This window comes from Solibacillus kalamii, assembly GCF_002174535.1.
GTDB classification, from domain to species: Bacteria; Bacillota; Bacilli; order Bacillales_A; family Planococcaceae; genus Solibacillus; species Solibacillus silvestris.
Genome location: NZ_NHNT01000010.1, coordinates 67639 through 93804, shown reverse-complemented (window position 1 = coordinate 93804; position 26166 = coordinate 67639). Strand labels below are relative to the sequence as shown.

Sequence of the window (26166 nt, the reverse complement as noted above, 5' to 3'; positions counted from 1 at the left end):
GTTATATCATCTACAAATCCGATCTGTTATAAAACAGTATAAACACGATGTTGTGATTAGTAAAACGAATGTTTATAATGATTGATATGAAAATAATTCATGTTTAAAATTTATTAGTGGAGTGAATTATAATGAGTTTAGTAAAATACGAAATTTTAAATAAAGTGGCGGAAGTACATAGCTTTACTAAAGCGGCCTCTATTTTGGGCTTGACGCAATCAGCGGTAAGTCATGCGGTTTCAAGTTTGGAAAAGGAATTTGGATTTAATTTAATTCACCGAAATCGTACAGGTGTAACGCTGACTGAAGACGGTATGAAAATGCTCTATGAAATGCGCAAAGTATTGTTGGCAGAGGAGCATCTGCAGCAGACCGCATCCAATATTATAGGTGTAAGCCAAGGGACAGTTCGAATTGGCCTAATATCGACGATTTCTACACATTGGATGCCGAACATCATTCATATTATGGATTCGCAGTTTCCGGGTATTCGTATTGAATTGCGCGAAGGGGATTATTATGAGATTGAACAGTGGCTATTACAGGGGGAAGTCGACTGCGGATTTTTAAATCGGACAAGCTCCAAACAGTTCGAATTTATGCCTTTAAAACGCGACCCGCTGTTATGTATTGTCTCGTCGCATAGTCCGCTATATGATAGAGCAGAGATCGATTTATTTGAAATTGAAGATACCCCGATTATAATGCCTTCCTATAAAGGAACAAATGATGTTATGACAACATTTGAGAAATATGGTGTATTTCCGAATATACGTTTTGAACTTTATGACGAAAAAGCCATCGTATCAATGGTAGAACATAATCTAGGTATTAGCATACTGCCTGAAATGGCGATTTCGATGCTGCCGGATACTGTAAAGGCACTGCCTCTAGTACAGGAAAGTTACCGTATCCTCGGTTTATCGACAAAGCAGAAGCTGTCACCGGCATCGCAAAAATTTGTGGAAATATTAAAACAGTGGCTGGAAAACGAAGAACACTAAAAGGGGAAACTACAATGCTGACAGGAAAAAAAGTATTAATAACGAGTGGCGGGACATTTGAAAAATGGGATAATGTCCGCGGCCATACAAACTTATCAAAAGGAACGATGGGGTGCTATTTAGCAGAGGCCGCACTTGAAAAAGGTGCGAGTGTCATATATATGCACGGTGTATTTACACAGCTGCCGGAACATCAAAATAAGATGCAGCTTATTAAATTTGAAGGAATTGAGGACTTAGGAGAAAAGCTTAAAACAATTCTTGAGTCCGAGGAAATTGACTATATCATTATGGCGGTGGCCGGCTCAGACTGGCTTATTGACAAAGTGTTCGATCAGCAGGGCCATGAGCTGACGGAAAAAGGGAAAATGCCATCGGATGAACCACCGATTATCCATTTTAAAAAAGCGCCGAAAATATTGGCGCAAATTAAAAAATGGGCTCCTGAAACAACATTAATCGGTTTTAAACTGGAAGCAACGGATGATGAAACGTATTTGTTGGAACGAGCTTCTGCAAGAATGGAAACGGCAAAAGCGGATTATATGGTCGCAAATAGTTCCAAATCTTTATATGGTGCGATGGAGCCTCACTATATTATTCATAAATCAGGGGAGACTGTTAAAGTTGATGGGAAAAAGAACGCTGCAACTACATTAATCAGTGTCATTTCTTAAATGGAGTTTGCTCATTTTCGATTGTCTATATATGTTATAATTTAGAATATTTAATCTATTTTAAACTGAAAAGAGGTTGAAGCATGTACCAGTTCGATCATCTCGTCCATTTTGTTCCATATCCAGAACAGACATTGTTAAAACTACAAGAAGAAGGGCTTCATGTTGTGCCGGGAGGAAGCCATGAAGCGTGGGGTACATATAATACACTAAGCTACTTTGATTTGGCTTATATTGAATTGATCGGCATTGAAAATGAAGAAAAGTTTCAGGAAGCGGCAAATAAGAAGTATTCTTTACATGCGAGCTATAAAGAAAATCGCCGACGTGATGGATTGACGCGTTTTGCTGTTCGTACAACGACAATTGAACATGATGCGAAGCTATTTGCGCAAGCAGGTTTGGAAGTAGTTGGACCGGTACGTTATTCCCGAAAACGGGAAGACGGCTCTGAAGTAAGCTGGCAACTGCTTTATATTGGTCACCCGAAATCGAAAATTGAATTCCCTTTTTTCATTCAATGGGATGAAGCGGATACACTTCGACGCAAAGAACTGACGGACCGCGGTATTATAGCGCAACATCCGTTAGGGAATTTAACGCTTCAGGCTGTCCATTTTGTTGTACCGAATTTTGATGCAGTGGAGCAAATTGCCCAACTATGTGGTGCGACAATTTTAAAAAAGGTCAATGAGGAAGAGAATGTAGAATACTCGATTATTCTGCTTGATGAAGTGAAGCTTATATTTGTCAAGCCGATCGGTGAAGGAGTCGCCTGGGATTATATGCTCGAACATGGCTACGGCATAAAAAAGGTCGTCATATCAGGCGCGACAGAGCAAAAGCATTTTACAATTGATGGCGCACAATACGAAATTAATAAGAAATAAAAAAAGCTGTAAACGATGAAAATCTTTCGTTTACAGCTTTGTCTATTTTTTTATAACATTCGCTGCCTGTGGACCCCGGATACCATCGACTAAATCGAATTCAACCACTTGTCCTTCATCCAGTGAACGAAATCCTTCTTCTTGTATGCCAGTAAAGTGTACAAAAACATCTTCACCATCTGCAGATTCTATAAATCCATAACCTTTTTCATTATCAAACCATTTTACAGTGCCTTGGTGCATCCGCTTTCTCCTCCGATACTGTCAAAATCAATTGATGAAACATAAAGATTCCAGAATATTACGAATAAACTATATCCTATAAAGATAAGAACTGTCAATAATTTGTCGATTTACATCGCTTTTTATATTTAACTTCTATTAGCGTGTAAATAAGACACGCTAATAGAAGTAGCCGCTGGCAGATGTCACAGATTTGGTAAGGAGTTCTTTGCGTCAGCGCAAAGCCAAATCTGGACGCAAATACGCTAAAGCGTATTTGATTAATTCAGACAAAACAGACTATAATAAAGTGACTACATATAGAAAGCAGGGCAAAGCATGACAACAACTACGAAAAAACCATTATCAGATATTGAAATAGCCAACAAAGCGACAATGAAGCCAATTTTGGAAATTGCTGAAAATGCACAAATTCCATTAGATGCGGTTGAACAATATGGTCGCTTTAAAGCAAAAATTGATACAAGTAAAATTAGTGGTGAAGCAACGGCGAACGTGGTGCTTGTAACAGCGATAAGTCCTACACCTGCAGGAGAAGGGAAATCAACGGTAACAATCGGTTTGGCGGATGCATTGCACCAATTGGATAAGCGAGTAATGGTCGCTTTACGAGAACCTTCATTAGGACCGGTAATGGGTGTAAAAGGCGGTGCTACTGGCGGCGGTTATGCACAGGTATTGCCGATGGAGCAAATCAATTTGCATTTCAATGGCGATTTCCATGCAATTACGACTGCGAATAATGCATTATCTGCATTGATTGATAATCATATCCACCAAGGGAATGCATTGAACATTGATCCAAGACGAATTGTCTGGAAGCGTGTACTGGACTTAAATGACCGTGCACTGCGCCATGTAACGGTCGGGTTAGGTGGTCCCATGCAAGGCGTACCTCGTGAAGACGGATTTGATATTACAGTAGCTTCTGAAATTATGGCCATTTTCTGTTTGGCGACAAGCATGAAAGATCTGAAACAGCGTTTAGCACGCATTGTAATAGGTTATACGTATGATCGTAATCCGGTAACTGTAGGTGATTTACAAGTAGAAGGAGCACTTGCTCTTATTTTGAAGGAAGCAATGAATCCAAACTTGGTTCAAACAATTGAAGGCACACCGGCCCTGATCCATGGAGGACCATTTGCCAATATTGCCCATGGATGTAATTCAATTACAGCAACGCAAACAGCACGTAAACTTGCGGATATTGTTGTAACAGAAGCAGGATTTGGTTCTGATTTAGGGGCGGAGAAGTTTTTAAATATTAAAGCACGTGAAGCTGGATTTAAACCGAGCGCTGTTGTTATTGTTGCGACAATTCGTGCACTAAAAATGCATGGGGGTGTAGCAAAGGCTAACTTAGTGGAAGAAAATGTGGAAGCATTAAAACAAGGTATTGCCAATTTAGCACAGCATGTAGCCAATGTTCGTAACTTTGGATTAGAGCCGGTCATTGCTTTGAATCGTTTTATTACGGATTCTGAACAGGAACTGAAAGCTGTTTTACAATGGGCCGCAGCAAATGAAGTTCGGATTGCCCGCACGAATGTTTGGGAAGAAGGCGGTAAAGGCGGTATTGAGCTTGCCGAAAAAGTACTCGAAGTAATTGAACAGCCGAATACTTTCCACCATTTATATGATTTGCAAGAAACCGTGGAACAAAAATTAACGAAAATTGTACAACAGGTGTATGGTGGTGCAGGTGTGCAATTAACAGATGCTGCAAAAAAACAGTTAGCAGTCATCGAAAAAAATGGGTGGGACACTTTGCCGATCTGTATGGCGAAAACACAATATTCATTATCAGATCAACCAAGCTTAGTAGGCAGACCAACCGATTTCGTTGTTACAATTCGTGAAATTCTTCCGAAGTTAGGTGCGGGATTCCTTGTTTGCTTAACTGGGGATATTATGACAATGCCAGGCTTGCCAAAACAGCCGGCAGCACTGAATATGGATGTGGCCGAAGACGGAAGTGCACTTGGATTATTTTAAAATGAAAATATATAGCGACCGACAAGAAATTTCTGTCTGAGGACAAAATAACGCCGGAGCGATTAATAAAAGTAAAAGAAACGTATTCGTTTGATTATTCATTCGAATACGTTTCTTTTATTTGCTGTGAATATTTAGTTTAAATTTACGTTCGTCCATTAAAACATGATTTGTAGAAGGTTAGTCGCAATCATAAAAGTGGCACTTAATCCGTATGCAACCGATCCAATTAAAATTGGTGAAATAACAATTAGTCCCTTACGTTGACTTTCATTCATATTTGGTGCTACAGCTTGCATCATTCTTTGCATAATTAACACTCCTTTTTCCTGTTTTATGTTTCCTTATTTCTAGTATATGTCACAAATTTGTAAAAAACAAGCATTTAGTTCACATTTTGGACAAAAATTATCTCCGCATAATGAAGGATACTTGATTTTTTGTGTAAAAGTTGCTAGGGAGGGGGTTAGGGCAAGAGTGGGGAAGACGGAAACTTTTAGCAATAAACATGTCAAATAACTGAAGTCATCCCACTTCTCGTGGTAATATAATTATGTAAACTATAAAAAGAAAATGGTGAATGTAACATGTCCGAAGTAATCGTACGTTGTGAACAATTAGTAAAAGAAATTTATGAAACGATGGATGCAAGCCATGATTTTCAACATATTGAACGTGTCTATCAAAACGCTATGACTATCCTGAAATCAGAACCTTTAGCAAGTGGAAAAATCGTAAGTTTAGCCGTGCTGCTGCATGATGTCAGTGACGAAAAATATGCTGTTGATAAACAGCAGGAACAGCGGATTCTGGATGAACTTGATTTAACGCAAGAGGAAAAACAACATATCCAAACGGTTATTGCAGAGGTTTCATTTAATGGGGGCAATGAACGGGAAATTACAACAGTTGAATCCAAAATTGTTCGGGATGCAGACCGACTGGATGCGATTGGTGCGGTAGGGATTGCGCGGACGTTCGCATACGGTGGTGCGAAAGGACGCAAGTTATATGATGATGCCGAAGAAGTGCGTGTAAATATGACGAAAGAACAATATCGCAGTCAATCCACAGCCTCTGTTACGCATTTTTATGAAAAGCTTTTATTATTGAAAGATTTAATGGTAACTGCAAAAGGGCGCGAAATGGCTGAAGAACGTCATGCCTTTATGGTACAATTTTTAGAGCAGTTAAAAAAAGAAAGAGACGGGATTTCATGAGTCATTTAATCGTATCAAATTTAACAAAAACAGTTGGCGATAAAACGCTATTTCAAAATATTGAATTTACCATTTATGACGGGGAACGTGCAGGCTTAATCGGGATAAACGGGACAGGAAAATCAACTTTATTATCGATTATCGCTCGAAAACAAGATGCGGATTCAGTGGAATTTGACCATCCGAATAAATACCGCATTGCCTATTTGGAACAAGATCCCCAATTTCCGCAAGATTTAACGGTTTTACAAGCTGTATTTAGCGGAGATTCACCAATATTACAGTTAAACCGTGCCTATGAAGAGGCGGTAGCGGCATTGTCCCAAAATCCGCAATCTGAAAAGCTGCAAAATGAACTATTCCGGTTACAGCAGCAAATGGATACGGAAAATGCCTGGGATGTCAATGCATTGGCAAAGCAGGCATTGACAAAACTGGGGATCGATATGTTTGACCAGCAAGTAACGAGCCTTTCGGGTGGACAGCAAAAACGGGTTGCATTGGCAAAAGTATTAATCGAACCGGCAGACTTATATTTACTGGACGAGCCAACGAACCATTTGGATGTCACATCGACGGAATGGCTGCAAGAAATGGTAGCACGTCTAAAAGGTGCGGTCATCTTTATTACCCATGACCGTTATTTCCTGGATGAAACAGCAACACATATTTATGAATTGGCAGATAAAACATTGTACCGTCATACAGGATCGTATGGTGATTTCCTGGAAGCGCGGGCAATTCGTGAAGAAATGAATGCAGCTTCCCAGGCGAAACTGCGTAACCGCTACCGTTCGGAATTAAAATGGATACGCCGTGGGGCAAAGGCGCGTACAACAAAGCAAAAGGCACGAATTCAGCGTTTCGATGCATTAGATGAATCAATCGACCGTTCGAATGATCAGACGGATCTGGAATTAGGGCTGGCAACAACACGTTTAGGAAAAAAAGTGTTGGAATCAGATGGGATTTCCAAAGCTTATGGAGACCGAGTCATTATTCAGGATTTCGAATTTTTACTGCAGCACGGGGACCGTATTGGCATAATTGGCGCAAATGGCTACGGAAAATCGACACTCCTTAACATGCTTGCAGGGGAAATTGAACCGGACAAAGGTGAGGTCATTGTCGGGTCCACAGTAAAGCGTCTGCATTTCAAACAAGCATTGCCTGCCATGAATGAAAATGCACGAATGATTGATTATATCCGTGAAGCTTCAAATGATATTACCGATTCTGACGGTGTTCGTTACTCTGCATCGCAAATGCTTGAACGTTTTTTATTCCCGCTGAACTCACACGGGACACCGATCAGCAAGTTATCGGGCGGTGAGCGCAAAAGACTTCACTTGCTTCGTCTATTGATGGAGCAGCCAAACGTATTGCTTTTAGACGAACCGACGAATGATTTGGATATCGAAACATTGGGTGTACTTGAAGATTTCATCGAAAACTTCCCTGGCGTTGTTATTACAATCAGTCATGACCGTTTCTTCTTGGACCGTATTGCGAAAAAGCTGTGGATTTTGGATGGAAAAGGCGGTGTATCGGAAAGCCTGGATATCTATACCGATTATTTAGCAAAACGCGAGTCCGAGCTGCAACAGGAAGCGAAAGAAATGAAGCTGGAAAAGCCAAAAGTTGAGAAACAGAAATCAGAAAAGAAAAAGCTATCATTTAAAGAGCAGAAAGAATGGGAATCGATTGCTGATACAATTGCTCAAGTTGAAGAAAAAATTATGACAACTGAAGATGGAATTTCATCAGCTGGTTCGGATTTTACAAAACTTCAACAACTGACGTCTGATCTTGAAAAACTAAATCAGGAATACGAGCAATTAATCGAGCGTTGGAGCTATTTAGACGAAATTGCAAATGGATAGGAGCATAACAATGAAAATTTTATCAATTGAACCAACACCAAGTCCAAATTCAATGAAAGTAATCATCGATCAGGATTTACCATTTGGTAAAAGCTTTAATTATACAAAAGACAATATTGGTGAGGCATCACCTGAGATGCAAGCCATCTTTGGAGTAGAAGGTGTAAAAGGCATTTACCATGTATCGAACTTCCTGGCGATTGAACGTAATGCGAAATATGCATGGGAAAATATTTTAGCCGATATTCGCCGCGCAATTGGCGGAGAGGCAACGGAAAGCACGGAGTATGAGATGAATGAGCATTATGGGGAAGTAAATGTACATGTTCAAATGTACAAAGCGATTCCATTGCAAATTAAAGCATTTGATGGTGAAGGAGAAGTGCGAATTAGCGCTGGAGACCGTTTCACGACAGCTTTTAAACGTCTGCAATTCAGTGTGACTGACGAAAATTATATTTTTGAACGAAAATGGGTCGATTTTGGTGTTCGCTATGGCGATAAAGAACAAGTTGTACAAGAAGTGCTTAAAGAGGTAGATGCACTTTATCCGCAAGATCGTGTGGAAACAATTGTTCAGTCTGCTAACGAACAAGTTGTCACAGCAGCGCAAGAGCGTAAAGAAGTGACATTAGAACAATATGAGCGAGTGGAAGATTGGCAGCAACGCTTCCAGCTGTTGGATCAGTTACCGGATCCGGAAGTAAAGGATATTCCTTTGTTCGAAAAAGCGCTGGAAGATGATCAAATGTCGATACGACGCCTTGCAACCGTTTATTTAGGGATGATTGAAGATGTTGCGGTCGTACCAGCTTTGACGAAGGCATTGAATGATAAAAGTGCAGCCGTTCGCCGTACAGCAGGCGACTGTATGAGTGATTTAGGATTACCGGAATTTGAGACGGCCATGATCGCTGCATTAGGTGACAAAAATAAACTCGTCCGCTGGCGCGCGGCAATGTACTTGTATGAAGTAGGTACAGAGCAGGCAATTGACGCATTAAAAATAGCGAGTGAAGATAAAGAATTCGAAGTAAAACTGCAGGCAAAAATGGCGCTTGCCCGTATTGAAGGCGGGGAAGAGGCTAAAGGATCAGTATGGAAACAAATGACAGAAAGCCGCAAAGCATAAAATTTAAGCTGCTAACGAAATAATCGTCAGCAGCTTTTTTGTGTATTTAAATTTACATTATTTCGTTTGGTAAATGGTATAATTTGAGAATATGGTATATATTTAAAAATATACTAAAGAGAGGTGGGTCCATGATGGAGGAGCTATTGTTGAAAAATCCTAGCTCTTTAAGCGCTGAGCGTAAAGAGGCACTGTTAAAGTTACTTTATTCCGAACAATGCACTGACTCCATAATATTGAAAAGTGATGATTTTTATTTATTTTTTCATGATATTTGGTCACTTTTTGAAATTGGAGAAAAGTATGAAAGTGAAATTGTAGATGGAGATATTAGACTGAAAGAATGGCGGATTTTTATATTGGAATTTTTTTCTGCCAGAAATTTAGATAAATTGAACTTTGAGTACTTAACCAATTCCTCTGTAAAAAAATTTTTTATAGCACTATACATATGGAAAAAAATTAAAAGAGAATATTTTCTGGATATGCGGAAAACATTGAAGATCGAAAAATATAAGAATGAATTTGTGAAGGAACATGCCGATAATCAAGTTAATAAGGACATTTATCACGAAATGCATTTGAAGATTCAAAACAATTGGTACTTGAATTTATTTAAGTTCAATTCTATTTACGACAGAATTTTCGAAGAAGCCCTGGAAGAAACCAAAGCGGTAGAACTGCTATTCAGTGACACGATATGGGAAACAATCAGCAATGATAATTTAAAGAAATTAATGAGTTATATTGAATCAAGACACTTTTCAGAAGTTTTGTTTTGGAAATCCAAATTTCAGACAGAACAATTTCTGAAAGTTGGTCTGGATCCGAACAGTACATATGTATTTTGTGTTCAAAAAGATATATCAATGAAACGCAGCCTTACTTTACAAAAAGGATTGGCACTGGCCGTTTCGGAATTTTCACAAAAACATGAACACAATTTTGTTTTTTTACCATTCATAAACGCAATTGATCAGGAAATGATTACACATAAAGATACTACAGATTATAATTATTACTTTGAGCTGGATAAATCATTCGGACTTAAAACCGAACCGATTAACTATAAAGGTGTGATTAATTATGCCTTTACGATGTTGAAGTTAGAATTATCCCATAGCAGTAGCGGAAAAATCTTTTTAATCTGTAATGAATTACTATTTGATGACTTTCCAAATGAAGAAGATTGGATATCGGCTGTAACCCACTACAAAAAGGTAAAAAAGATTGAAATTGTCGTTATTTATATGGGTGATAAAACAACACTGCAGCAAATATGGTTTGCAGATAAAATATTGATTCCCCAACAACTGGTCCAGTTTAAATAATAAAAAATAAACTCTAAATAGTAAGCGCTTAAATTCAGCCCACTATTTAGAGTTTATTTTAATTTTGGATTTTATTGTGAACTACTTGTTTTACCTTGTTTACGGTTTGTTGAGGATAGAAAACGGTGTATAAAATACTTCCGAAAATGAGTACAATTCCGAGCACTTGCAATAAACCCGGTCGGAAGGATAGCAGCAAAGCATCCAATAATATGGCTACTACCGGATCGACAAATACGAGTACTGATACGATAACAGTAGGGAGGTCTCGAACACTGTCAAAAAATAAATAGTAGACAAATCCCGTATGGATTAAACCCGTACCAAGTATGTAGAGCCAGTTTGTATTCGTTAAACCTTCAAAAGCAGCAAAATCGCAAAATGGGAGCAACAGTATAATTCCGGTAATCGTTTGAATATATGTTAGTGCATAAGATGACATGCCATGAATGGTTTTACTCGTGAACATTGTCAGTGCATAGCAAATGGCCGAAAGAAGCGCCCATATAAATCCTGAATTCATAAATTGCGAAACGCTTGTAAAGCTCTCAATACCGATAATGAGAATGCTGCCGAAAAAGCAAATAGCTGTTGCACAAATTGAACGAATTCCCATTTTTTCTGCCAAAAAAACCGAACCTAAAATTAATACAAATATCGGCGCTAAATTATAAATCGAAATGGCGATTGAAATTGACATAACTTCGAACGCTTTAAATAAAAACACCCAGTTTAAGACAAGAAATATGCCACAAACGATTGTTTTCATCACTTCGCTTCTGTTCCAATCTTCTGTTTTATGACCACCTGTAATCAACCACAATCCGCCTAAAAAGATTGTCGCACATATACAGCGTACAAAAACTAGTTCCACTGCAGGCAATCCGGTTTGTGTTGTAAAGAAGCCGATAGAGCCGAAAATAGCCATGGAAATAGTAAGTTTAAGCATCGAACGTACATTCATATGGTGAACCTGCTTTCTTTATCCCGCATTAACGGGTAGTAAAATGTATCTGCCTCGAAAGGGTAGGGGCACAGGCAAGACTCCGCCTCCAGACAATGATCGAAGTTTCACTTTACAGAAGGTGAAGGATAATACTATTCACGGATCTGGCCGTTGCCATGAATATAATATTTAGTAGATGTTAATGCTGGTAAACCCATTGGGCCTCGTGCATGCAGCTTTTGAGTAGAAATTCCGATTTCAGCCCCATACCCGAATTCAAATCCATCCGTAAAGCGGGTGGACGCATTATGATATACTGCTGCCGCATCAACAGAATTTAAAAAGATGTCAGCATTATGACGATCATCCGTGATAATGGCTTCCGAGTGATTTGTTCCGAACTGATTAATGTGATGGACGGCTTCAACTACGTCCTCCACTACTTTGACACTTAATGTCAGCGCCAAAAATTCTTCAGCGTAATGTGTCTCTGTTGCCTCGATTGCTTCTGGCAGTACAGCACATACTTTTTTATCGCCATAGATTTTGATATTAAGTTCACCCTGTAAGTAATGTAAAAATTCTGTACCGTAGTTTTGGAAAAATTTCTGGTGAAGCAATAAACTCTCCGCTGCATTGCACACCGACAAACGCTGTGTTTTCGCATTTTTTACAATTGATTTTGCCATTTCAATATTAGCGAATTCGTCCAAATAAATATGGCAATTCCCTGCACCGGTTTCGAGGACAGGAACCGTTGATTCACGCACGACCAAATCGATCAGGTTCTTCCCGCCACGCGGAATAAGTACATCCAAGTATTCAGTCAATGTAAATAAAGATTTCGCTGTTTCACGGCTCGTATCTTCAATAAGCAAAACGGCGTCTTTCGGATAGCTGACAGCGTCCAATGCGCGGTGAATCGATGCAACGAGTGCAATATTAGAGTGTTTGGCAGATGAGCTGCCTCGTAAAATGACCGCATTACCGGTTTTAATCGAAAGTGTTGCTGCATCAATCGTTACATTCGGGCGTGCTTCATAGATCATGCCGATAACTCCGAGTGGAACACGCTTTTTAATAATTCGCAGACCATTTTCTTTCGTAATCTGTTCGACTACTTCACCAACAGGATCCTCTAATTCTATTAGCTGTAAGATTGCATCGCTCATCGCCTGAATACGGCTTTCATTCAGTAAAATCCGATCTAAAGTAGCTTGATCGAGTCCGTTCGCTTTTCCGGCAGTAATATCTTTTTCGTTTTCCGCCAGCAAAACATCCAAATCGGAAAGAAGCTGCCGTGCAATACTTCTTAATGCTTCATTTTTTTCTGCTGTTGATTTGGTATTTGTTAAATAGCTTGCCTTTTTTGCGCGCTTGCCTTTTTCCACAACTTCGTTTGTTATCGTTTTTGACATAAAATGACCTCCTTAAATTTTGACCCATTGATTCCGGTGAATAACTTCAATCGGGTAATGCATAAGCTCTGTCGTTCTTTTCCCCATCGCTTGCTCCAATTCTGTTGAAGAATAAAGAATTTCTCCACGCCCGATACAAATATGCCGGTCAAAAACTTCTACAACATCACCTTTTTCAAATTGTCCTTCAAATGCATAGACACCGGCCGGCAATAAACTTTTTCCGCCAAATTGCAATGCTTGAACTGCACCCTCATCTATAAAAATTTTCCCGGAAGATTTTGAGAGCTGGACCCACTGTTTATTTGTCGGTATATACTTTTCATTGCGTTCAAAATAGGTACCGTCCCCATTATTATCGAGAATATCTGTTAGTTTTGTATGGCCGATACCTGTGCCGATAAAGACTTCGACACCTGTATTGACGGCATAATTGGCTGCAACAAGTTTTGACTGCATCCCGCCGGTACCAACTTTTGAGCTTGACCCGGAAGCAAATTGAAGCATTTCTTCTGTTACTTTTTCGATACGATCAATACGAACAGCATTTGCGTTTGTTAAAGGATTTGCCGTATAGAGCCCATTCACATCTGTTAGAATAATTAACTGATCTGCGTGAACGAGCCCACTTACTAAAGCGGAAAGCATGTCATTATCACCAAAAGTCAACTCAGCAACAGATACAGTATCATTCTCATTGATAATTGGGATAATTGAACGCTCCAATAGCTCTGTTAATGTTTCATAAGCATTTCTATAGCGCTGTTTATCATTAAAGTCAGAGCGTGTAAGTAAGATTTGGGCGGACGTCACATTATATGTGGCAAATTTATCTGCATAAGCTTGGATTAATATACTTTGGCCCACCGCGGCAGCAGCTTGTTTCCCTTTAAGGGTAATTGGTCGAGAAGGGTAGCCAAGTTTTTTGAAACCTGCCGCTACTGCCCCTGAAGATACTAAAATGACTTCATGACCTGCCTGTTTCAATGTGGCAATGGCAGCAACATGGTCATGAAATTTTTCATGATCAAGCTCACCCTTACTATTTGTTAAAGAACTGCTTCCGATTTTTACTACAACTCGTTTTCTTTCCACCAAAAAATCCCCTTCCATAGAAATATTGAAATTATCCCGCTTTAACGGGTAGTTAGACTCCCGCATTTGGGCGGGAGGTCAACTACTCGTAAAAGCCCGATTGGTTCAACTAACAATCAGTGGGGAGGTAAAGATTCCCCACTGATTGTAGTTTCACTTTATCCCGCATTAACGGGTAGTTAGATTCCCGCATTTGGGCGGGAGGTCAACTACTCGTAAAAGCCCGATTGGTTCAACTAACAATCAGTGGGGAGGTAAAGATTCCCCACTGATTGTAGTTTCACTTTATCCCGCATTAACGGGTAGTTAGACTCCCGCATTTGGGCGGGAGGTCAACTACTCGTAAAAGCCCGATTGGTTCAACTAACAATCAGTAGGGGAGGTAAAGATTCCCCACTGATTGTAGTTTCACTTTATTACATTAAAAAAGCACATTTCGATCCTATCGATTAGGACGAAATGTGCTGTTTCCGTGGTACCACCTAAATTGAACGCTAATACTTGCATTCCACTTCATCTCATAACGCTGAGTCTGCGCCTATTTTTCTAGGAGCTGTTGAAGTAGGTTCGGCAGGTTTTGCTATGCCATTCTTTCAGCCTGTGGAATGTGCTCTCTTGTTTAGCCAATTGCTACGTACTCGTCTTCAATATGCCTTTATATTTTCTAATAGCATGCATGATAGCCGGTTTTTTGTCAATATCGTTAAGTCTGATTTATTTGAAAACTATGCGAAAATCTTCTTTTTGTACCGATTTACTGCATAAAAGTGTGAATTTTACGACTATTTTCTATTCAAATGTTATTTTTCATGATAAATCCGTACTTTGTTTCTTTTTAATTATTTTTTAAATTTGTAGTACCTAGGAATAATCAGTTGTGCACAGCTTAAAGGATTTGGAATCATGCTGGATGTGGAGCAACTTATTTTTGAAAATGAAACATTAATAAAAAAGGTCATTTTTAATCTTAAAATTTATCGAGATATTGATGAATATATGCAAGTAGGGAGGATCGCTTTATGGCAGGCATTGCAAAAATTTGATGAATCAAAAGGGGACTTTGCGATGTTTGCTTACATGAGCGTTAAATATGCAATTATTCGAGCGTTATCCAAAGCCAATCATGTATCTGAGCATGAATTAACAGTGGAAGATGACGTAATGATCATTAATTCGCAACATCATTTTATTACATCTAATATGGAGTGGCCCGAATGGTTTGAGGAGTTAAATAATGATGAGCAATTTCTGTTGATCGAGTTGTATGAAAAAGAGCTTTCGGTAAAGGATATTGCTGACAAGTATAGGCTGAATTATGAAACAATAAAGAAAAGACGGCAGCGATTATTGTCGAAATTAAGAGGTTTATTAATATAATTTAGGAGTTTTTGATATATAAAAAGTGGAAGCTTATGAAGTTTCCACTTTGTAATGTTTTATTGAATTGTATCCAAAAACGCTGTTCGCTGCTCTTCGGATTGCTGTTCACCATCAACAAGCATTGCCCCAATACGGTAATCTGTTTGTCCTTTTTCAACAACATACTGTAAATTAACAGGCTGTACTTTGTTATCAATATTGCATTTACCTTTAAATTCCACAACATGCTCCATCATTTTAGTTTGGAAATATTCCCAGCGGCTTTCTTCACAATAATTTTTGAGGGCATCTTCTATTGTAATATCGCTATTTTCCATAACGGGTGTAGCATGAATATATGTAATGTAGTCGTTATCTGTTACGGCTTTTTGTGGACCGAAAAAATAAAAAAATACCCCGATTACCCCGATTGGTATGATCCAAAATATCGTCCGCTTTCTTTTCTCCATAAAATAAATCCCCCTTTTTGTATCATTAGTATAACATTGAAAAGTTCATATTTTCTACATTGGGATAATATTTATCTCGGTGAGGATTATTGTTGGTCAATAACACTGTTAACGGTTTTAGATGGATTTGAACATGTATTTCAAATCAACATATCGTTAAAGGAGGAGCTTCCTTCATGACGCTGCTCCTAGTTATTGTTTGGATATCAAAGGGATTATTACGAACTTTATAGAATATGAATATTAAGTAGTTAAAAGTGACCGAGGAAGGGCTGGGCTGGAGAGAAATGAAGAAAATCTTGAAATCATAAGGGTAATATTTTGAGTGTATATGGACGAAAGGAGTACATAAATGAAAATGAGACAAATAATTGCGATGGGTGGCGGGGGTTTTTCAATGGAACCCGATAACCCGTTATTAGATCGCTATATTTTAAAACAAGCGAAGACTGCTAATCCGAAAATCTGTTTCCTTCCTACAGCTAGTGGTGATTCCGAACAATACATATCAAGGTTTTATAGTTTTTTTAATGACCAAAATTGTGAACCTTCACATTTATCTTTATTTAACCCACCTTCTCGGGACTTGGAAAGTTTTGTTTTAGAAAAAGACATTTTATATGTAGGTGGCGGAAACACGAAAAACCTTTTAGCTTTGTGGAAGGAATGGGGATTAGACAGTATTTTGAGAAAAGCATGGGAGGAAGGTGTTATTTTAGCTGGGCTGAGTGCAGGAGCAATCTGTTGGTTTGAACAGGGGGTGACGGATTCCTATGGGGATGGACTTGAGCCTATTCACTGTTTGGGGTTTTTAAAGGGAAGTAATTGTCCGCATTACGATGGAGAAACCGAAAGAAGACCTGCATATCATAAACTGATGGAGACCAATAAATTACACTCTGGAATTGCTTTAGACGATGGCGTTGCGATTCATTATAAAGAACAGGAAATTCATAAAATCGTAAGCTCAAGACCAAATGCCAAGGCATACAGTGTGTCTCTGGAAAAGGGCCTTATAGAGAGGGAACTCCATGCAGAATATATGGGTTCTGAATAGTTTAATTTAGACGAGTGAATAAAATTCTGATAAAAGTGAGCTGTTCAAGTATGTTTTTTGTACAAATGTCCGGGTTCCCGGGGTCTGGCAAGTCGACGCTTTCTCGACAGATTGCCGAGAGAACAGGGGCAGTCATAATAGATCATGATATTGTAAAATCCGCGTTACTGAGGTCGCTAGAGGAAATTTCGATCGATGAAAAACTTGTTGGTAAAATGGCCTACAATGTTGATTGGTCTTTAGTGGAATTTCACTTATCTCAAGGACAAAATGTCTTGTTGGATAGTCCATGCCTCTATCAGGAAATGGTGGATCGAGGCATCGAGTTGTCAAAAAAGTACAAAATCACATACAAATACGTGGAGTGTTATCTGAATGATTTTCAAGAAATTAATAATAGATTGAAGAGCCGAAATAGGATGGTTAGCCAAATTGAAGTGGCCAGCTCAGAAGAAACATTTAAATTTACCATTGAAAATAGTAAGAAACCAAATGAAGGTTCATACATCGTTGTAAATACTAAGCAACCTTTAGAGAGATACATAGATCAGGTAATCCGTTTTATTAAGGAGTAAGCCATACTCTGCATATTGTTTTTTTATTTAAGGAAATTGTAAGTGGGAAAGGGTAAAAAAAGGGGGATTTTAAATGAAAAGCAGAATGTTAATCCTTTTGTTTAGTGTTGCTCTTTTATCTGCCTGCATACAAAAAGATTATGTGTTTTTTGGTGAAAGTGAAAATTGGAGAGTTCAATATGTAGTGACTGACGATAATGGCTGCAATTCTACTAAAGGCTATATAAAATACCTAAATAATGATCCGCTGCCTGAGCAATTGGAGTTTAGTGTGGATAATAAAGAAGGGGCCTCCATTTCTTTAGATGAAAATGGAATGTTTTTTATGCCTTATGGCTGTTCGAATGCAACGGAAGGATCAGAACTTAAAGCGACTATAAAGTGGAACAGTCAATCAGAAACAATCCAATTACAGTTAAAATGATAAATGCTTTTTTAAAAAAAGGCAAAGTGTTTTATAAACTATATATTAGTAGGAGGCTCTATTATGAAACAGTCGACTTATTTAATGGGAGCAGTACTGTTGGGTTTATCTGTTGTAATATCTGCTTTTATATTAAGTAATTCAACGAACATACCGAATTCCGATATAGATTCACAAAATGTCAGTAGTTCAATACCAGATTTGATGACAATCACTCAACTGGCTGACTACCTTCAAATAAGCGAACAATCGATTGAAATCATTATATCGAATGATGCTTCGTTAAGAGAGGGGTTAAGCAGCTATGATACTTATCAGTTCATCCCCTATGTATTGCTCGATAATCAGAAAAGATTTATGAAAACAGAAATAGATGCGTGGTTAAAATACAGGAATGATAACAGGTTAAATTATTGATTAAGAGATAAGAAAATTACCCCGAAAGTTAAATGTTCGACACTAACTTTCGGGGGGATATCTTTTAAAGGAAGTTGATTACTTTGTATTTGTAAACTTAAAACTTGTCTTTCGTTCCTTCTCGTCCCAAATGAGGTGGGCGTTGAAGATTTTACCGCCTCTTTTAAATCCTTTGATCAAGTCTGTTTCACCGGAAGCCAAAAGTTTCTTCAAATTCGTTTGCGTAATTGTTTTTCCGAGAATTTTTTTGGAAACCGAGAATTTACAGTTGGCTTTCTTATAATTCGAACAACCGTAAAAAGTACCGTGGTCGACAATGGATCCATCACAAAGGATGCATTTACCGATAACTGTTTTTACTTTGTTATACTTTTTCGTATATGGATTGTTTTCGGTAATTTTCTCCACATCATTTTGGTTGAATACCCACTCTTTTTCACGTTCGCCTGCATCTACTATCATTTTATCGGCCAGTTTTTTCACCTGTTCCATAAATACTTGCGGGGAAGCGTTCCCTTCACCAATTTCAGAAAGGCGCTGCTCCCATTTAGCTGTCATTGAAGCGGACGTTAAAATGCTTTCACCTAGTGCTTCAATGAGCAGCATTCCTTTCGTCGTTGCAAACACTTGGTTTTTCTTCACTTCGATATAGTTCCGGTCTTTCAGTGTACCAATAATTCCGGCACGTGTAGCTTCCGTCCCTAAGCCTTCCGTTTTCGATAAAACCTTTTCCAGTTCCGCATCTTCCAAATGTTTGCCCGCTGTTTTCATAACTGTAATTAAATTACCTTCCGAATAGCGGTTTGGCGGCTGGGTTTCTCCTTTTTTTACATTTGCCTTCTCGACAGTCCCTTGCTCATTTTCTTGCAGAAGGGGGAGCAGTTCATCTTTGTCAGCACTATCTTTCGAATGATGAATGACTTTGCGCCAACCTTCCTCCAGCAATACTTTCCCTTTAGAAATAAACTCAGCACGATTTTCGACAAGTGAGTGAATCGTTGTATAGGAGAATACGGCATTATTGTAATGTGCCGCAATGACTTGTCTTGCAACTAAATCATAAATCTTTGCTTCTTCGGCACTGAGCTTTGCCATATTCGGAACTTGTTCTGTAATGATAATGGCATGGTGATCGGTTACCTTTTTTTCATTCACGAACCGTTTATTGTTCATAAGTGAAGTTGTCGGTGGAGGCAACAGATTTTTATATTGATCTAACTTACCTAGCTGTCCGAGAATGGCCGGCAATGTTTTCGCTTCCTCATTAGTCAAAAATTGGGAATCTGATCTAGGATAGGAAACGACACCTTTTAAATAAAGCTTCTGTAAAATATCGAGCGTCATTTGCGGTGAAAATTTAAACGCTTTGTTTGCTGTTGCCTGTAGTGCAGACAGATTGAACAAAAGAGGTGGTGCATATTCCTTCGTTTCCTTTTTGATATTCGTAATTTCTACGTTTTTATTGATGCAAAAATTGGCGGCAGCAATTGCTTGGCGTTCCTCTAGAAGCCTTGTCACGCTATTTTTATGCCATTTCGCTTTTAGTATCTTGCCGTTAAAATTAAATTCCGCTTCCACTTCCCAAAACGGTTCAGGTTTAAAGTTTGCAATCTCATGCTCTCGTTTTACAATGAGTGCTAGTGTCGGTGTTTGAACTCGTCCAATGGAAAATACATCCTTTACTCCATTTCGCTTAAGGAGCACCGTGTACAATCTCGATGTATTAATCCCGATTAGCCAATCGGCACAGGAGCGGCTGAGTGCTTCAAAATAAATATTTCTCGTTTTTTCTTCCGGTAGTAAGTTTGCAAATCCGTTTTTCACCGCATTTTCCGTTAGCGATGATATCCATAAACGTTTCATTGGTTTATTCACGCCGCAAACTTTTAAAATGGTCCTTATAATAAGTTCACCTTCGCGCCCTGCATCCCCGCCGATGATAATTTCCCGAATATCCGGTCTTTTCACGAGTGTCTTAATAATATTAAACTGCTTATATTTTGTTTTCGTTACTTTATACTCGAAACGTTCTGGAATGATCGGCAATGTTTCCAATGTCCATTTTTTCCAGGAAGCGTTGTATTCTTCCGGGGCCTTCAATTCACAAAGATGACCTATTGCCCATGTTATAAGAGCACCTTCCGGAAAATATGTGTTTGGCTTTACTTCAAAATAACCAGCCTTTTTAGTAAATGAAAATGGGGCAGCCAATTTTGCAGCCTGGTCTGGTTTTTCTGCAATTACTATTTTCATATATCCTTCTCCTACTAATAATAATTACAACTTCTTTTCTAATAATTATAGATTAATTTGCAGTAGAATGGGGGAACAAACATTTTTTCATTGCTAGGGATTGACGGAAAGGTTGTTTAACTATTGTGACACTTCATCTGCCTAACAAATTATATTTATTTTTTATTGTAAAAATGTTATAAAATTGAACAAATAAATATCATTTTATATAAAAATCTCATATAATATATTGACAAAATGACGAATTATTCGTATTTTGACAAATAGATTAATGAATTTACTGAATAGTCTTGACTGAAATAGGATAAATTTGTACACTGTGTAAAGTCAAATGTTTTTTCGGTGAGTACAAATATCAATTTTGAGAGTAAGGATATGATGAGATGATAGTATGTAAATTTGGCGGCACATCTGTCGCGAGTGCAGAACAAATCAAAAAAGTAGCAAGCATTGTGAAGTCTAATCCTGAAAGAAAGATTGTCGCTGTTTCTGCGCCTGGTAAGCGTTCAAGTGATGATATTAAAGTGACGGATTTATTAATAGATTTAGCAAACACCGTGATTAATAAAGGCGATGTTGAAGCAAAAATTAAAGCTGTTGTAAATCGTTACCGTAATATTGCTGAAGATCTTGGTTTAGACAATACAATTTCAGATATTATTGAGCAAGATATACGCGGGCGTGTGACAGAAAATTGGTCAGACAAAGACTTATTCTTAGATAATATGAAAGCAAGCGGTGAAGATAACAACGCAAAATTAATTGCGTGTTATTTTAATGCAATTGGCATGCCCGCAAAATATATAAGTCCAAAAGATAAACTAATTTTAAATGACTTCCCGGAACGTACGTATGCACTGCCAGAAGCATACGAAAACTTAAGTGTATTGAAAAATACAGAGGAGATTATTATTTTCCCGGGATTCTTCGGATATACAAAATCAGGCGTATTACGTACATTTGACCGTGGCGGATCTGATATTACTGGTTCGATCTTGGCATCAGCTGTTGGTGCTGAGCTATATGAAAACTTTACGGATGTGGACTGTGTGTTCGCTGCTAACCCTAAAGTCGTAAACGATCCAGTCGATATTAAGGAAATTACGTATCGCGAAATGCGTGAGCTATCGTATGCCGGTTTTTCCGTGTTCCATGATGAAGCATTAATGCCAGTCTATAAACAAGGTATTCCGGTCAATATTAAAAACACAAATAACCCCTCTGCATCTGGGACGTTAATTTTACCGACTCGTCCGGCAACGAATCGCCCGGTTACAGGGATTTCGGCAGATAGTGGTTTTTCAATTCTATATGTATCAAAATATTTAATGAATCGAGAAGTTGGCTTTGGCCGCAAGCTTCTTCAAATTATTGAAGAGGAAAACATTTCTTATGAGCATACACCATCTGGTTTAGACGATATTTCAGTTATTATGCGTTCAAGCCAGCTGTCACAAGAAATTGAAGCGCGAATTGTAAAGCGCGTTAAGGAAGAACTATGTGCAGATGATGTTCAATTCAGCCATAATTTTTCAATGATTGTCATTGTCGGGGAAGGCATGCGCCATAATACAGGGTTGGCAGCACGTGCAGCCACTGCGATTTCTGCAACAGGTGCGAATATTGAGATGATTAATCAAGGTTCTTCGGAAGTTAGTCTTGTATTTGGCGTTCGTTCGGAATATGAAGATCAAATATTAAAGGGACTTTATGAAGAGTTTTTTGCAACAATTACTTCATTTTAGATAATATTTAGTCGAATCCATGTCGGGTTCGGCTTTTTTCTTTGGATTTTTGGGTATTGTAATAAAAAACCCATAGAATAGAGGGATATAATTACATAATTATTAGGGGGAGACAATATGAAAATAGAGATTTTTTCTGATTTTGCTTGTCCGTTTTGTTATATCGCTAAAACGAAGTTATTCCAAGCAATCAAACAATTAAATTTAGATGAAGAAACGGAAGTCGTTTACAGAGCGTTTGAAATAAATCCTGCCGCTTCAAAAACGGAAACGTTATCTTATGTGGATTCCATTTTTAAAAAGAAAAATAATGATCTCCGCAAAACAGAGGATTTCATGGAAGCGTTGCAAATGCATGCACAGGATGTAGGAGTCGTATTCAACTTGGATAAGATAGTTCTCGCCAATACGAAAAATGCGCATCGCTTAACTAAGCTTGCAAAACTCTATGAAAAAGAACTGGAGTTTGTAGATGTTGTAATGGAACATTATTTTTCGGAAGGTCTTAATTTAAATGACACTGAATCACTTCTGGCCATTTGCGAACAGATTGGCATCGATCGGAGCATGGCACAAAAAATAATAAAGGAAGAACAATTCACAGAAGAGTTAGTGCTGGATCGATATGAAGCACAGCAACTTCAAATAAAGATTATCCCTTTTTTCGTATTTGAAGACCATTACGGAATTAGAGGGGTGGAACCAATGGAAGTATTTACAAATACTTTGCTTCAAACAAAGGAATATATTAAGAAAAACCAAAAATAGAGATAGAATTGACTAGTCGGAGGAAGCCTTGTGGACAGAATTAAACGCGTTATTCAACTGATTTTCAGAAATCTATATTATTATCGAGTCGATTATATACGGACGTTTGCGATATTACGGATTGTGCAGGCATTCATTTTACTGCCTATCATCTGGCTGATTACCGCAGTTGTCATGGATATTACCGGAGTACAGGTAATTACGCAAGATAGTATCCTTTATTTACTGACAAATCCGTTTGCGTTATTTGGAATAGGAATTATTTTATTTATCGGAATTGTATTCATTTATTATGAATTAGGATTTTTAATACTACTGGCATACTATCAGCAGCGTGGAATTCCATATACATGGAAAGAGCTTTTAAAACGGTTAAATCAGAAGGTTGTCTATTTTATCAGCTTGCAGACATTATTAATTGCAGTTTACTTACTATTATTGATTCCACTTATTTCATCATTTTTGCCAGTTTCGTTGATTCAAAATATAAATATACCAAGCTTTATTATAGATGAACTTTTAAATTCTCGTAATGGTACGTTTCTATATGTTGTGCTAATAATTATATTGAGTTTTATAGGCTTACGTTTCATTTTTACATGGCCGTTTTTTACGGTTTATCAAGAGGTATCAATAGTTGAAGCATTAAAGATGAGCTGGCAGTTTTCAAAAAGAAAACTAATTGAGACGGTCGGGATGATCGGGGTTATTGTCATCGTCAATATAACGCTTTTGTTGTTCGCGTTATTTATCGTATTGACACCGCTCTTTATCATAGAAAAATTTAAGCCGAGCTGGGGACTTGTCACTGCAAGTTTTACAATGACACTTGCACAGGGCGTCATCATCCTGTTCTTCACAATATTGCAGGTTTTGTTTACTCAGCTAATCGTTATGGTGGCATTCCAGTTAACACGCCATAAACCGTTAATCATACAGGAAGAGCCATTTAGACTAACAATTCGTCAGTGGTCCTTTCTAATTGCTGTATATGCGTTTTTCCTTGTGAGCGGTATTAATTATATCAATTTGGGAAAAACGATTTACGAACCGGACACAAATATTGTTTCCCATCGCGGCTTTATGGATGGCGGTGTGGAAAATACATTGAGTGCGATTGAAGCGGCTAAAGAAGCAGATGCGGATTTAGTGGAAATCGATATCCAGCAAACGAAGGACGGGGAGTTTGTCGTCTATCATGATAAAACTTTATCACGTTTGTCAGGGGAAGATGATATTATTTATGATTTAACGCTAAATGAATTAGTCACAACAACCGTTTTGGCGGATGGATTCAGTGACACGATCGCTTCATTTGAGGAAGTGCTTGAAATGAGTCATGATTTAAATATAAAATTGCTTATTGAGCTGAAAACTCATGGTTTTGAAACAGAGGACTTTTTACAGCGCTTTGTTGATCTGCTTGATGAATATGATGCCTTGGATTATCATTATGTTCAATCACCTGATTTACCGACAATGGAGCTGCTTGAAGAACTGGAACCCCGTGTTCATACTGGGCATGTGTATTCCATCGCATACGGCAAGTTACCAGAATCCAATGCCGACTTTATTTCGGTGGAGCAGTCTTTTGCTACGAAAAATATCCAGCAGCAAGTAGAGGATCGTGATATGGAGCTGTTCGTCTGGACGATTAATGATGAGTCGGATATGCAGAAATTTTACGAGAAAAATGTAAATGGTGTCATTACCGACCATCCTGATGAGGCACTTTCGATACGGAAAAAATTTGATGAAAAGCAAAATTTTTTACAACGGATACTCAATAAAATTAAGATTATTTATTAAGGGGAAATCAATGCAGACTTATACGTACGAAGTATTAGGAAATATAAAATCAACGGAACAACAGCCTGTTTACAATGAAGCGGGGGAGCAAATCCTAAAAGTTCAGCGTATTTATGATAACGGTTTGAAAAAACTGCTGGACGGCTATTTCGATCACCGCTATTTTTTGAAATACAAGGTGCTTGGTAATGATGGACAATCATTATTCGAAGTGAAGAAAATTTTCAGACGCGGAAAAGTGTGGTTTGAAGGAAAAGATCTTGTTTTAAACGAAAAATATATCATTAATTATGAGAACTGGCGTATTGGCGTTCCCGAACTGTTTATATCAAGCGATAAATTTAAAATGAAAATTGATAAAGAAATGGAAGACTGGTCCAACTTTATTATAAATGACGAGGTTATCGCAAGGTGGCTTGCTGTTTATAATGAACAATCAGATATGTTTTCGGTTAAGCTGGTAGTATGGGATGAAGCACCGGTACAGGACCCGGCGTTTTATATCGCCATTGCGCAGGCGACACTATTCATAGGGGTATAGGAGAGTAAAAAAGATGAATGTTGTATTTGTATTAACAGAAACGGCTGAAGAAGTATTGCAGATGGTCAGTAATGATGTTGCGGGACTGCTAGCTGCTGTAAAAGGCGAAAGCGTTTCATTTCCATTTGGCAGCTATCAGTATGACAGCCATACACTTGATCATTATTTACTGGAAAATGGTACATATCAGCAAGAGCTTGTCATATATTTAAAGCCAGAGCAGAAAAATAATGAAACGATTTTGCCATTACCAAAAATGCAGGATTAACGTAGTTGACTGCATCAATTAGATTCATGTTTCACCTAAATAAAGGAAATTAAATTCACTTGTCGAATGTAATGTTGAATACATATTGGCAGGTGAATTTTTTTTGCGGCAGCTAAATTTATTTGAACTGGAGTTTGAACAGCATCAGCCGAAGTTTCAATTGATGGACACTGTAAAAGTTATCTTAATCGATGAACAATTGGATAGTGAAACGTATCATTATCGCAAATTTTATGAAGCCCATATCATCAATAAAGTAGGGGAAATAACAAACATTCATATAAGTCCAGCCGGAGTCACCTATGAAGTGGATATATACGGAGCAAAATATTATTTGCTTGAAGAGGAACTGATTTAAAAATGATATAGGCAAAGGGAAAATTCCGAGTACTCATGCGGTACTCGGGATTTTTATTTATTTTTCCGTTCAAGTTTCATACCGATAATGCGGATGACGATGCCGATTAGGATAAACACCCATCCGATGCCGATAAATACATAATTCAATGTTTGGGTAGTGTTAGGCAGGATGCCAAACAAACCTAAACAAACGACTATAATGCCGGAAAATGATACAAGCATTCCTGCTGTTACAATATTCACGAACTTCACCTCTGAAAGATTCTATCATGACTTACTATTG

27 protein-coding genes are annotated in these 26166 nt (G+C 38.1%); 19 read left to right on the top strand and 8 right to left on the bottom strand.

From position 1 onward, the window contains the following. Positions 1 to 131: 131 nt before the first annotated feature. The 3 genes from CBM15_RS14095 to CBM15_RS14085 all read left to right on the top strand — a co-directional run bounded on the left by CBM15_RS14095 (position 132) and on the right by CBM15_RS14085 (position 2571). The gene (locus tag CBM15_RS14095) at positions 132 to 1004 is read left to right on the top strand and encodes a LysR family transcriptional regulator (protein WP_014824237.1); all 873 of its coding nucleotides are present in this window, start codon (positions 132 to 134) and stop codon (positions 1002 to 1004) included. A 14-nt stretch (positions 1005 to 1018) separates the two neighbouring features. Further along, the gene (locus tag CBM15_RS14090) at positions 1019 to 1681 is read left to right on the top strand and encodes a phosphopantothenoylcysteine decarboxylase domain-containing protein (RefSeq protein WP_087618003.1); all 663 of its coding nucleotides are present in this window, start codon (positions 1019 to 1021) and stop codon (positions 1679 to 1681) included. A gap of 83 nt (positions 1682 to 1764) precedes the next feature. Continuing rightward, the gene (locus CBM15_RS14085) at positions 1765 to 2571 is read left to right on the top strand and encodes a VOC family protein (RefSeq protein WP_087618002.1); all 807 of its coding nucleotides are present in this window, start codon (positions 1765 to 1767) and stop codon (positions 2569 to 2571) included. 42 nt (positions 2572 to 2613) lie between these two features. On the opposite strand, the gene CBM15_RS14080 is transcribed toward CBM15_RS14085, so the two are convergent. Further along, on the bottom strand, positions 2614 to 2814 hold the full coding sequence (locus CBM15_RS14080) for a cold-shock protein (protein ID WP_008404734.1): 201 nt from the start codon (positions 2812 to 2814) through the stop codon (positions 2614 to 2616). A 318-nt stretch (positions 2815 to 3132) separates the two neighbouring features. Between CBM15_RS14080 and CBM15_RS14075 the strand changes: the two genes are divergently transcribed. Further along, positions 3133 to 4812, top strand: a complete 1680-nt coding sequence (locus CBM15_RS14075; protein WP_087618001.1) for a formate--tetrahydrofolate ligase — start codon at positions 3133 to 3135, stop codon at positions 4810 to 4812. A 158-nt stretch (positions 4813 to 4970) separates the two neighbouring features. On the opposite strand, the gene CBM15_RS19380 is transcribed toward CBM15_RS14075, so the two are convergent. Beyond that, positions 4971 to 5123: a hypothetical protein gene (locus CBM15_RS19380; RefSeq protein WP_008404730.1), complete on the bottom strand. Its 153-nt coding sequence runs from the start codon at positions 5121 to 5123 to the stop codon at positions 4971 to 4973. Between the two features lie 276 nt (positions 5124 to 5399). Between CBM15_RS19380 and CBM15_RS14070 the strand changes: the two genes are divergently transcribed. The 4 genes from CBM15_RS14070 (at position 5400) to CBM15_RS14055 (ending at position 10378) form a co-directional block, all read left to right on the top strand. After that, positions 5400 to 6032, top strand: a complete 633-nt coding sequence (locus CBM15_RS14070) for an HD domain-containing protein (RefSeq protein WP_087618000.1) — start codon at positions 5400 to 5402, stop codon at positions 6030 to 6032. Next, positions 6029 to 7915 carry an ABC-F family ATP-binding cassette domain-containing protein gene (locus CBM15_RS14065; RefSeq protein ID WP_087617999.1) on the top strand — a complete coding sequence of 629 codons (1887 nt, stop codon included), beginning with the start codon at positions 6029 to 6031 and terminating at the stop codon, positions 7913 to 7915. The genes CBM15_RS14070 and CBM15_RS14065 overlap by 4 nt, the downstream gene beginning before the upstream one ends. Positions 7916 to 7925: 10 nt before the next feature. After that, positions 7926 to 9047 (top strand): virulence factor, encoded by a 1122-nt coding sequence (locus tag CBM15_RS14060; protein WP_087617998.1) that lies wholly within the window; start codon positions 7926 to 7928, stop codon positions 9045 to 9047. 134 nt (positions 9048 to 9181) lie between these two features. Beyond that, positions 9182 to 10378, top strand: a complete 1197-nt coding sequence (locus CBM15_RS14055) for an aldehyde dehydrogenase (RefSeq protein ID WP_087617997.1) — start codon at positions 9182 to 9184, stop codon at positions 10376 to 10378. 58 nt (positions 10379 to 10436) lie between these two features. On the opposite strand, the gene CBM15_RS14050 is transcribed toward CBM15_RS14055, so the two are convergent. The 3 genes from CBM15_RS14050 to proB form a co-directional block, all read right to left on the bottom strand. Further along, positions 10437 to 11342, bottom strand: a complete 906-nt coding sequence (locus CBM15_RS14050; RefSeq protein ID WP_087617996.1) for a DMT family transporter — start codon at positions 11340 to 11342, stop codon at positions 10437 to 10439. A 134-nt stretch (positions 11343 to 11476) separates the two neighbouring features. Continuing rightward, positions 11477 to 12742, bottom strand: coding sequence for a glutamate-5-semialdehyde dehydrogenase (locus CBM15_RS14045; protein WP_140405572.1), 1266 nt, complete (start codon positions 12740 to 12742; stop codon positions 11477 to 11479). A 12-nt stretch (positions 12743 to 12754) separates the two neighbouring features. Then, entirely contained in the window at positions 12755 to 13837 is a 1083-nt protein-coding gene (gene proB / locus CBM15_RS14040) for a glutamate 5-kinase (protein ID WP_087617995.1), read from the bottom strand. 903 nt (positions 13838 to 14740) lie between these two features. Here proB and CBM15_RS14025 point away from each other — a divergent pair. Then, positions 14741 to 15214, top strand: a complete 474-nt coding sequence (locus CBM15_RS14025; protein WP_087617994.1) for a sigma-70 family RNA polymerase sigma factor — start codon at positions 14741 to 14743, stop codon at positions 15212 to 15214. Between the two features lie 59 nt (positions 15215 to 15273). Here CBM15_RS14025 and CBM15_RS14020 read toward each other — a convergent pair whose 3' ends face one another. Beyond that, positions 15274 to 15666 carry a glucosamine 6-phosphate synthetase gene (locus CBM15_RS14020; protein ID WP_087617993.1) on the bottom strand — a complete coding sequence of 131 codons (393 nt, stop codon included), beginning with the start codon at positions 15664 to 15666 and terminating at the stop codon, positions 15274 to 15276. Positions 15667 to 16024: 358 nt separating this feature from the next. Between CBM15_RS14020 and CBM15_RS14015 the strand changes: the two genes are divergently transcribed. The 4 genes from CBM15_RS14015 to CBM15_RS14000 all read left to right on the top strand — a co-directional run bounded on the left by CBM15_RS14015 (position 16025) and on the right by CBM15_RS14000 (position 18139). Then, complete coding sequence (locus CBM15_RS14015; protein WP_087618056.1) at positions 16025 to 16723, top strand: Type 1 glutamine amidotransferase-like domain-containing protein; 699 nt, start codon at positions 16025 to 16027, stop codon at positions 16721 to 16723. 50 nt (positions 16724 to 16773) lie between these two features. Continuing rightward, positions 16774 to 17298 (top strand): P-loop nucleotide/nucleoside kinase family protein, encoded by a 525-nt coding sequence (locus tag CBM15_RS14010; protein WP_087617992.1) that lies wholly within the window; start codon positions 16774 to 16776, stop codon positions 17296 to 17298. A gap of 73 nt (positions 17299 to 17371) precedes the next feature. Then, positions 17372 to 17722 (top strand): hypothetical protein, encoded by a 351-nt coding sequence (locus CBM15_RS14005; RefSeq protein ID WP_087617991.1) that lies wholly within the window; start codon positions 17372 to 17374, stop codon positions 17720 to 17722. A 63-nt stretch (positions 17723 to 17785) separates the two neighbouring features. Beyond that, positions 17786 to 18139, top strand: a complete 354-nt coding sequence (locus tag CBM15_RS14000) for a Clp protease ClpB (RefSeq protein ID WP_087617990.1) — start codon at positions 17786 to 17788, stop codon at positions 18137 to 18139. Positions 18140 to 18217: 78 nt separating this feature from the next. Here CBM15_RS14000 and CBM15_RS13995 read toward each other — a convergent pair whose 3' ends face one another. Next, positions 18218 to 20392 carry a DNA topoisomerase III gene (locus tag CBM15_RS13995; RefSeq protein ID WP_087617989.1) on the bottom strand — a complete coding sequence of 725 codons (2175 nt, stop codon included), beginning with the start codon at positions 20390 to 20392 and terminating at the stop codon, positions 18218 to 18220. 383 nt (positions 20393 to 20775) lie between these two features. On the opposite strand from CBM15_RS13995, the gene CBM15_RS13990 reads away from it, so the two are divergent. The 6 genes from CBM15_RS13990 to CBM15_RS13965 all read left to right on the top strand — a co-directional run bounded on the left by CBM15_RS13990 (position 20776) and on the right by CBM15_RS13965 (position 25881). Next, entirely contained in the window at positions 20776 to 22137 is a 1362-nt protein-coding gene (locus CBM15_RS13990; protein ID WP_087617988.1) for an aspartate kinase, read from the top strand. 117 nt (positions 22138 to 22254) lie between these two features. Continuing rightward, positions 22255 to 22905, top strand: a complete 651-nt coding sequence (locus CBM15_RS13985; RefSeq protein ID WP_087617987.1) for a DsbA family oxidoreductase — start codon at positions 22255 to 22257, stop codon at positions 22903 to 22905. A gap of 30 nt (positions 22906 to 22935) precedes the next feature. After that, positions 22936 to 24714, top strand: coding sequence for a glycerophosphodiester phosphodiesterase (locus CBM15_RS13980; RefSeq protein ID WP_087617986.1), 1779 nt, complete (start codon positions 22936 to 22938; stop codon positions 24712 to 24714). 10 nt (positions 24715 to 24724) lie between these two features. Beyond that, complete coding sequence (locus CBM15_RS13975) at positions 24725 to 25255, top strand: tubby C-terminal domain-like protein (RefSeq protein ID WP_087617985.1); 531 nt, start codon at positions 24725 to 24727, stop codon at positions 25253 to 25255. 13 nt (positions 25256 to 25268) lie between these two features. Beyond that, entirely contained in the window at positions 25269 to 25523 is a 255-nt protein-coding gene (locus CBM15_RS13970) for a thymidylate synthase (RefSeq protein ID WP_079526108.1), read from the top strand. A 103-nt stretch (positions 25524 to 25626) separates the two neighbouring features. Further along, entirely contained in the window at positions 25627 to 25881 is a 255-nt protein-coding gene (locus CBM15_RS13965; RefSeq protein ID WP_087617984.1) for a hypothetical protein, read from the top strand. A gap of 53 nt (positions 25882 to 25934) precedes the next feature. On the opposite strand, the gene CBM15_RS13960 is transcribed toward CBM15_RS13965, so the two are convergent. Beyond that, positions 25935 to 26126: a hypothetical protein gene (locus CBM15_RS13960; protein ID WP_087617983.1), complete on the bottom strand. Its 192-nt coding sequence runs from the start codon at positions 26124 to 26126 to the stop codon at positions 25935 to 25937. Positions 26127 to 26166 lie beyond the last annotated feature (40 nt).

Coding starts and splice junctions, on each gene's coding strand:
- CBM15_RS13970 (WP_079526108.1), top strand. CDS start 25,269: ATGAATGTTGTATTTGTATTAACAGAAACGGCTGAAGAAGTATTGCAG.
- CBM15_RS14005 (WP_087617991.1), top strand. CDS start 17,372: ATGAAAAGCAGAATGTTAATCCTTTTGTTTAGTGTTGCTCTTTTATCT.
- CBM15_RS13990 (WP_087617988.1), top strand. CDS start 20,776: ATGATAGTATGTAAATTTGGCGGCACATCTGTCGCGAGTGCAGAACAA.
- CBM15_RS14080 (WP_008404734.1), bottom strand. CDS start 2,814: ATGCACCAAGGCACTGTAAAATGGTTTGATAATGAAAAAGGTTATGGA.
- CBM15_RS14095 (WP_014824237.1), top strand. CDS start 132: ATGAGTTTAGTAAAATACGAAATTTTAAATAAAGTGGCGGAAGTACAT.
- CBM15_RS14050 (WP_087617996.1), bottom strand. CDS start 11,342: ATGAATGTACGTTCGATGCTTAAACTTACTATTTCCATGGCTATTTTC.
- CBM15_RS19380 (WP_008404730.1), bottom strand. CDS start 5,123: ATGCAAAGAATGATGCAAGCTGTAGCACCAAATATGAATGAAAGTCAA.
- CBM15_RS13995 (WP_087617989.1), bottom strand. CDS start 20,392: ATGAAAATAGTAATTGCAGAAAAACCAGACCAGGCTGCAAAATTGGCT.
- CBM15_RS14075 (WP_087618001.1), top strand. CDS start 3,133: ATGACAACAACTACGAAAAAACCATTATCAGATATTGAAATAGCCAAC.
- CBM15_RS14085 (WP_087618002.1), top strand. CDS start 1,765: ATGTACCAGTTCGATCATCTCGTCCATTTTGTTCCATATCCAGAACAG.
- CBM15_RS14070 (WP_087618000.1), top strand. CDS start 5,400: ATGTCCGAAGTAATCGTACGTTGTGAACAATTAGTAAAAGAAATTTAT.
- CBM15_RS14045 (WP_140405572.1), bottom strand. CDS start 12,742: ATGTCAAAAACGATAACAAACGAAGTTGTGGAAAAAGGCAAGCGCGCA.
- CBM15_RS14020 (WP_087617993.1), bottom strand. CDS start 15,666: ATGGAGAAAAGAAAGCGGACGATATTTTGGATCATACCAATCGGGGTA.
- CBM15_RS13975 (WP_087617985.1), top strand. CDS start 24,725: ATGCAGACTTATACGTACGAAGTATTAGGAAATATAAAATCAACGGAA.
- CBM15_RS14000 (WP_087617990.1), top strand. CDS start 17,786: ATGAAACAGTCGACTTATTTAATGGGAGCAGTACTGTTGGGTTTATCT.
- CBM15_RS14065 (WP_087617999.1), top strand. CDS start 6,029: ATGAGTCATTTAATCGTATCAAATTTAACAAAAACAGTTGGCGATAAA.
- CBM15_RS14060 (WP_087617998.1), top strand. CDS start 7,926: ATGAAAATTTTATCAATTGAACCAACACCAAGTCCAAATTCAATGAAA.
- CBM15_RS14015 (WP_087618056.1), top strand. CDS start 16,025: ATGAGACAAATAATTGCGATGGGTGGCGGGGGTTTTTCAATGGAACCC.
- CBM15_RS14055 (WP_087617997.1), top strand. CDS start 9,182: ATGGAGGAGCTATTGTTGAAAAATCCTAGCTCTTTAAGCGCTGAGCGT.
- CBM15_RS14010 (WP_087617992.1), top strand. CDS start 16,774: ATGTTTTTTGTACAAATGTCCGGGTTCCCGGGGTCTGGCAAGTCGACG.
- CBM15_RS14090 (WP_087618003.1), top strand. CDS start 1,019: ATGCTGACAGGAAAAAAAGTATTAATAACGAGTGGCGGGACATTTGAA.
- CBM15_RS13985 (WP_087617987.1), top strand. CDS start 22,255: ATGAAAATAGAGATTTTTTCTGATTTTGCTTGTCCGTTTTGTTATATC.
- CBM15_RS14025 (WP_087617994.1), top strand. CDS start 14,741: ATGCTGGATGTGGAGCAACTTATTTTTGAAAATGAAACATTAATAAAA.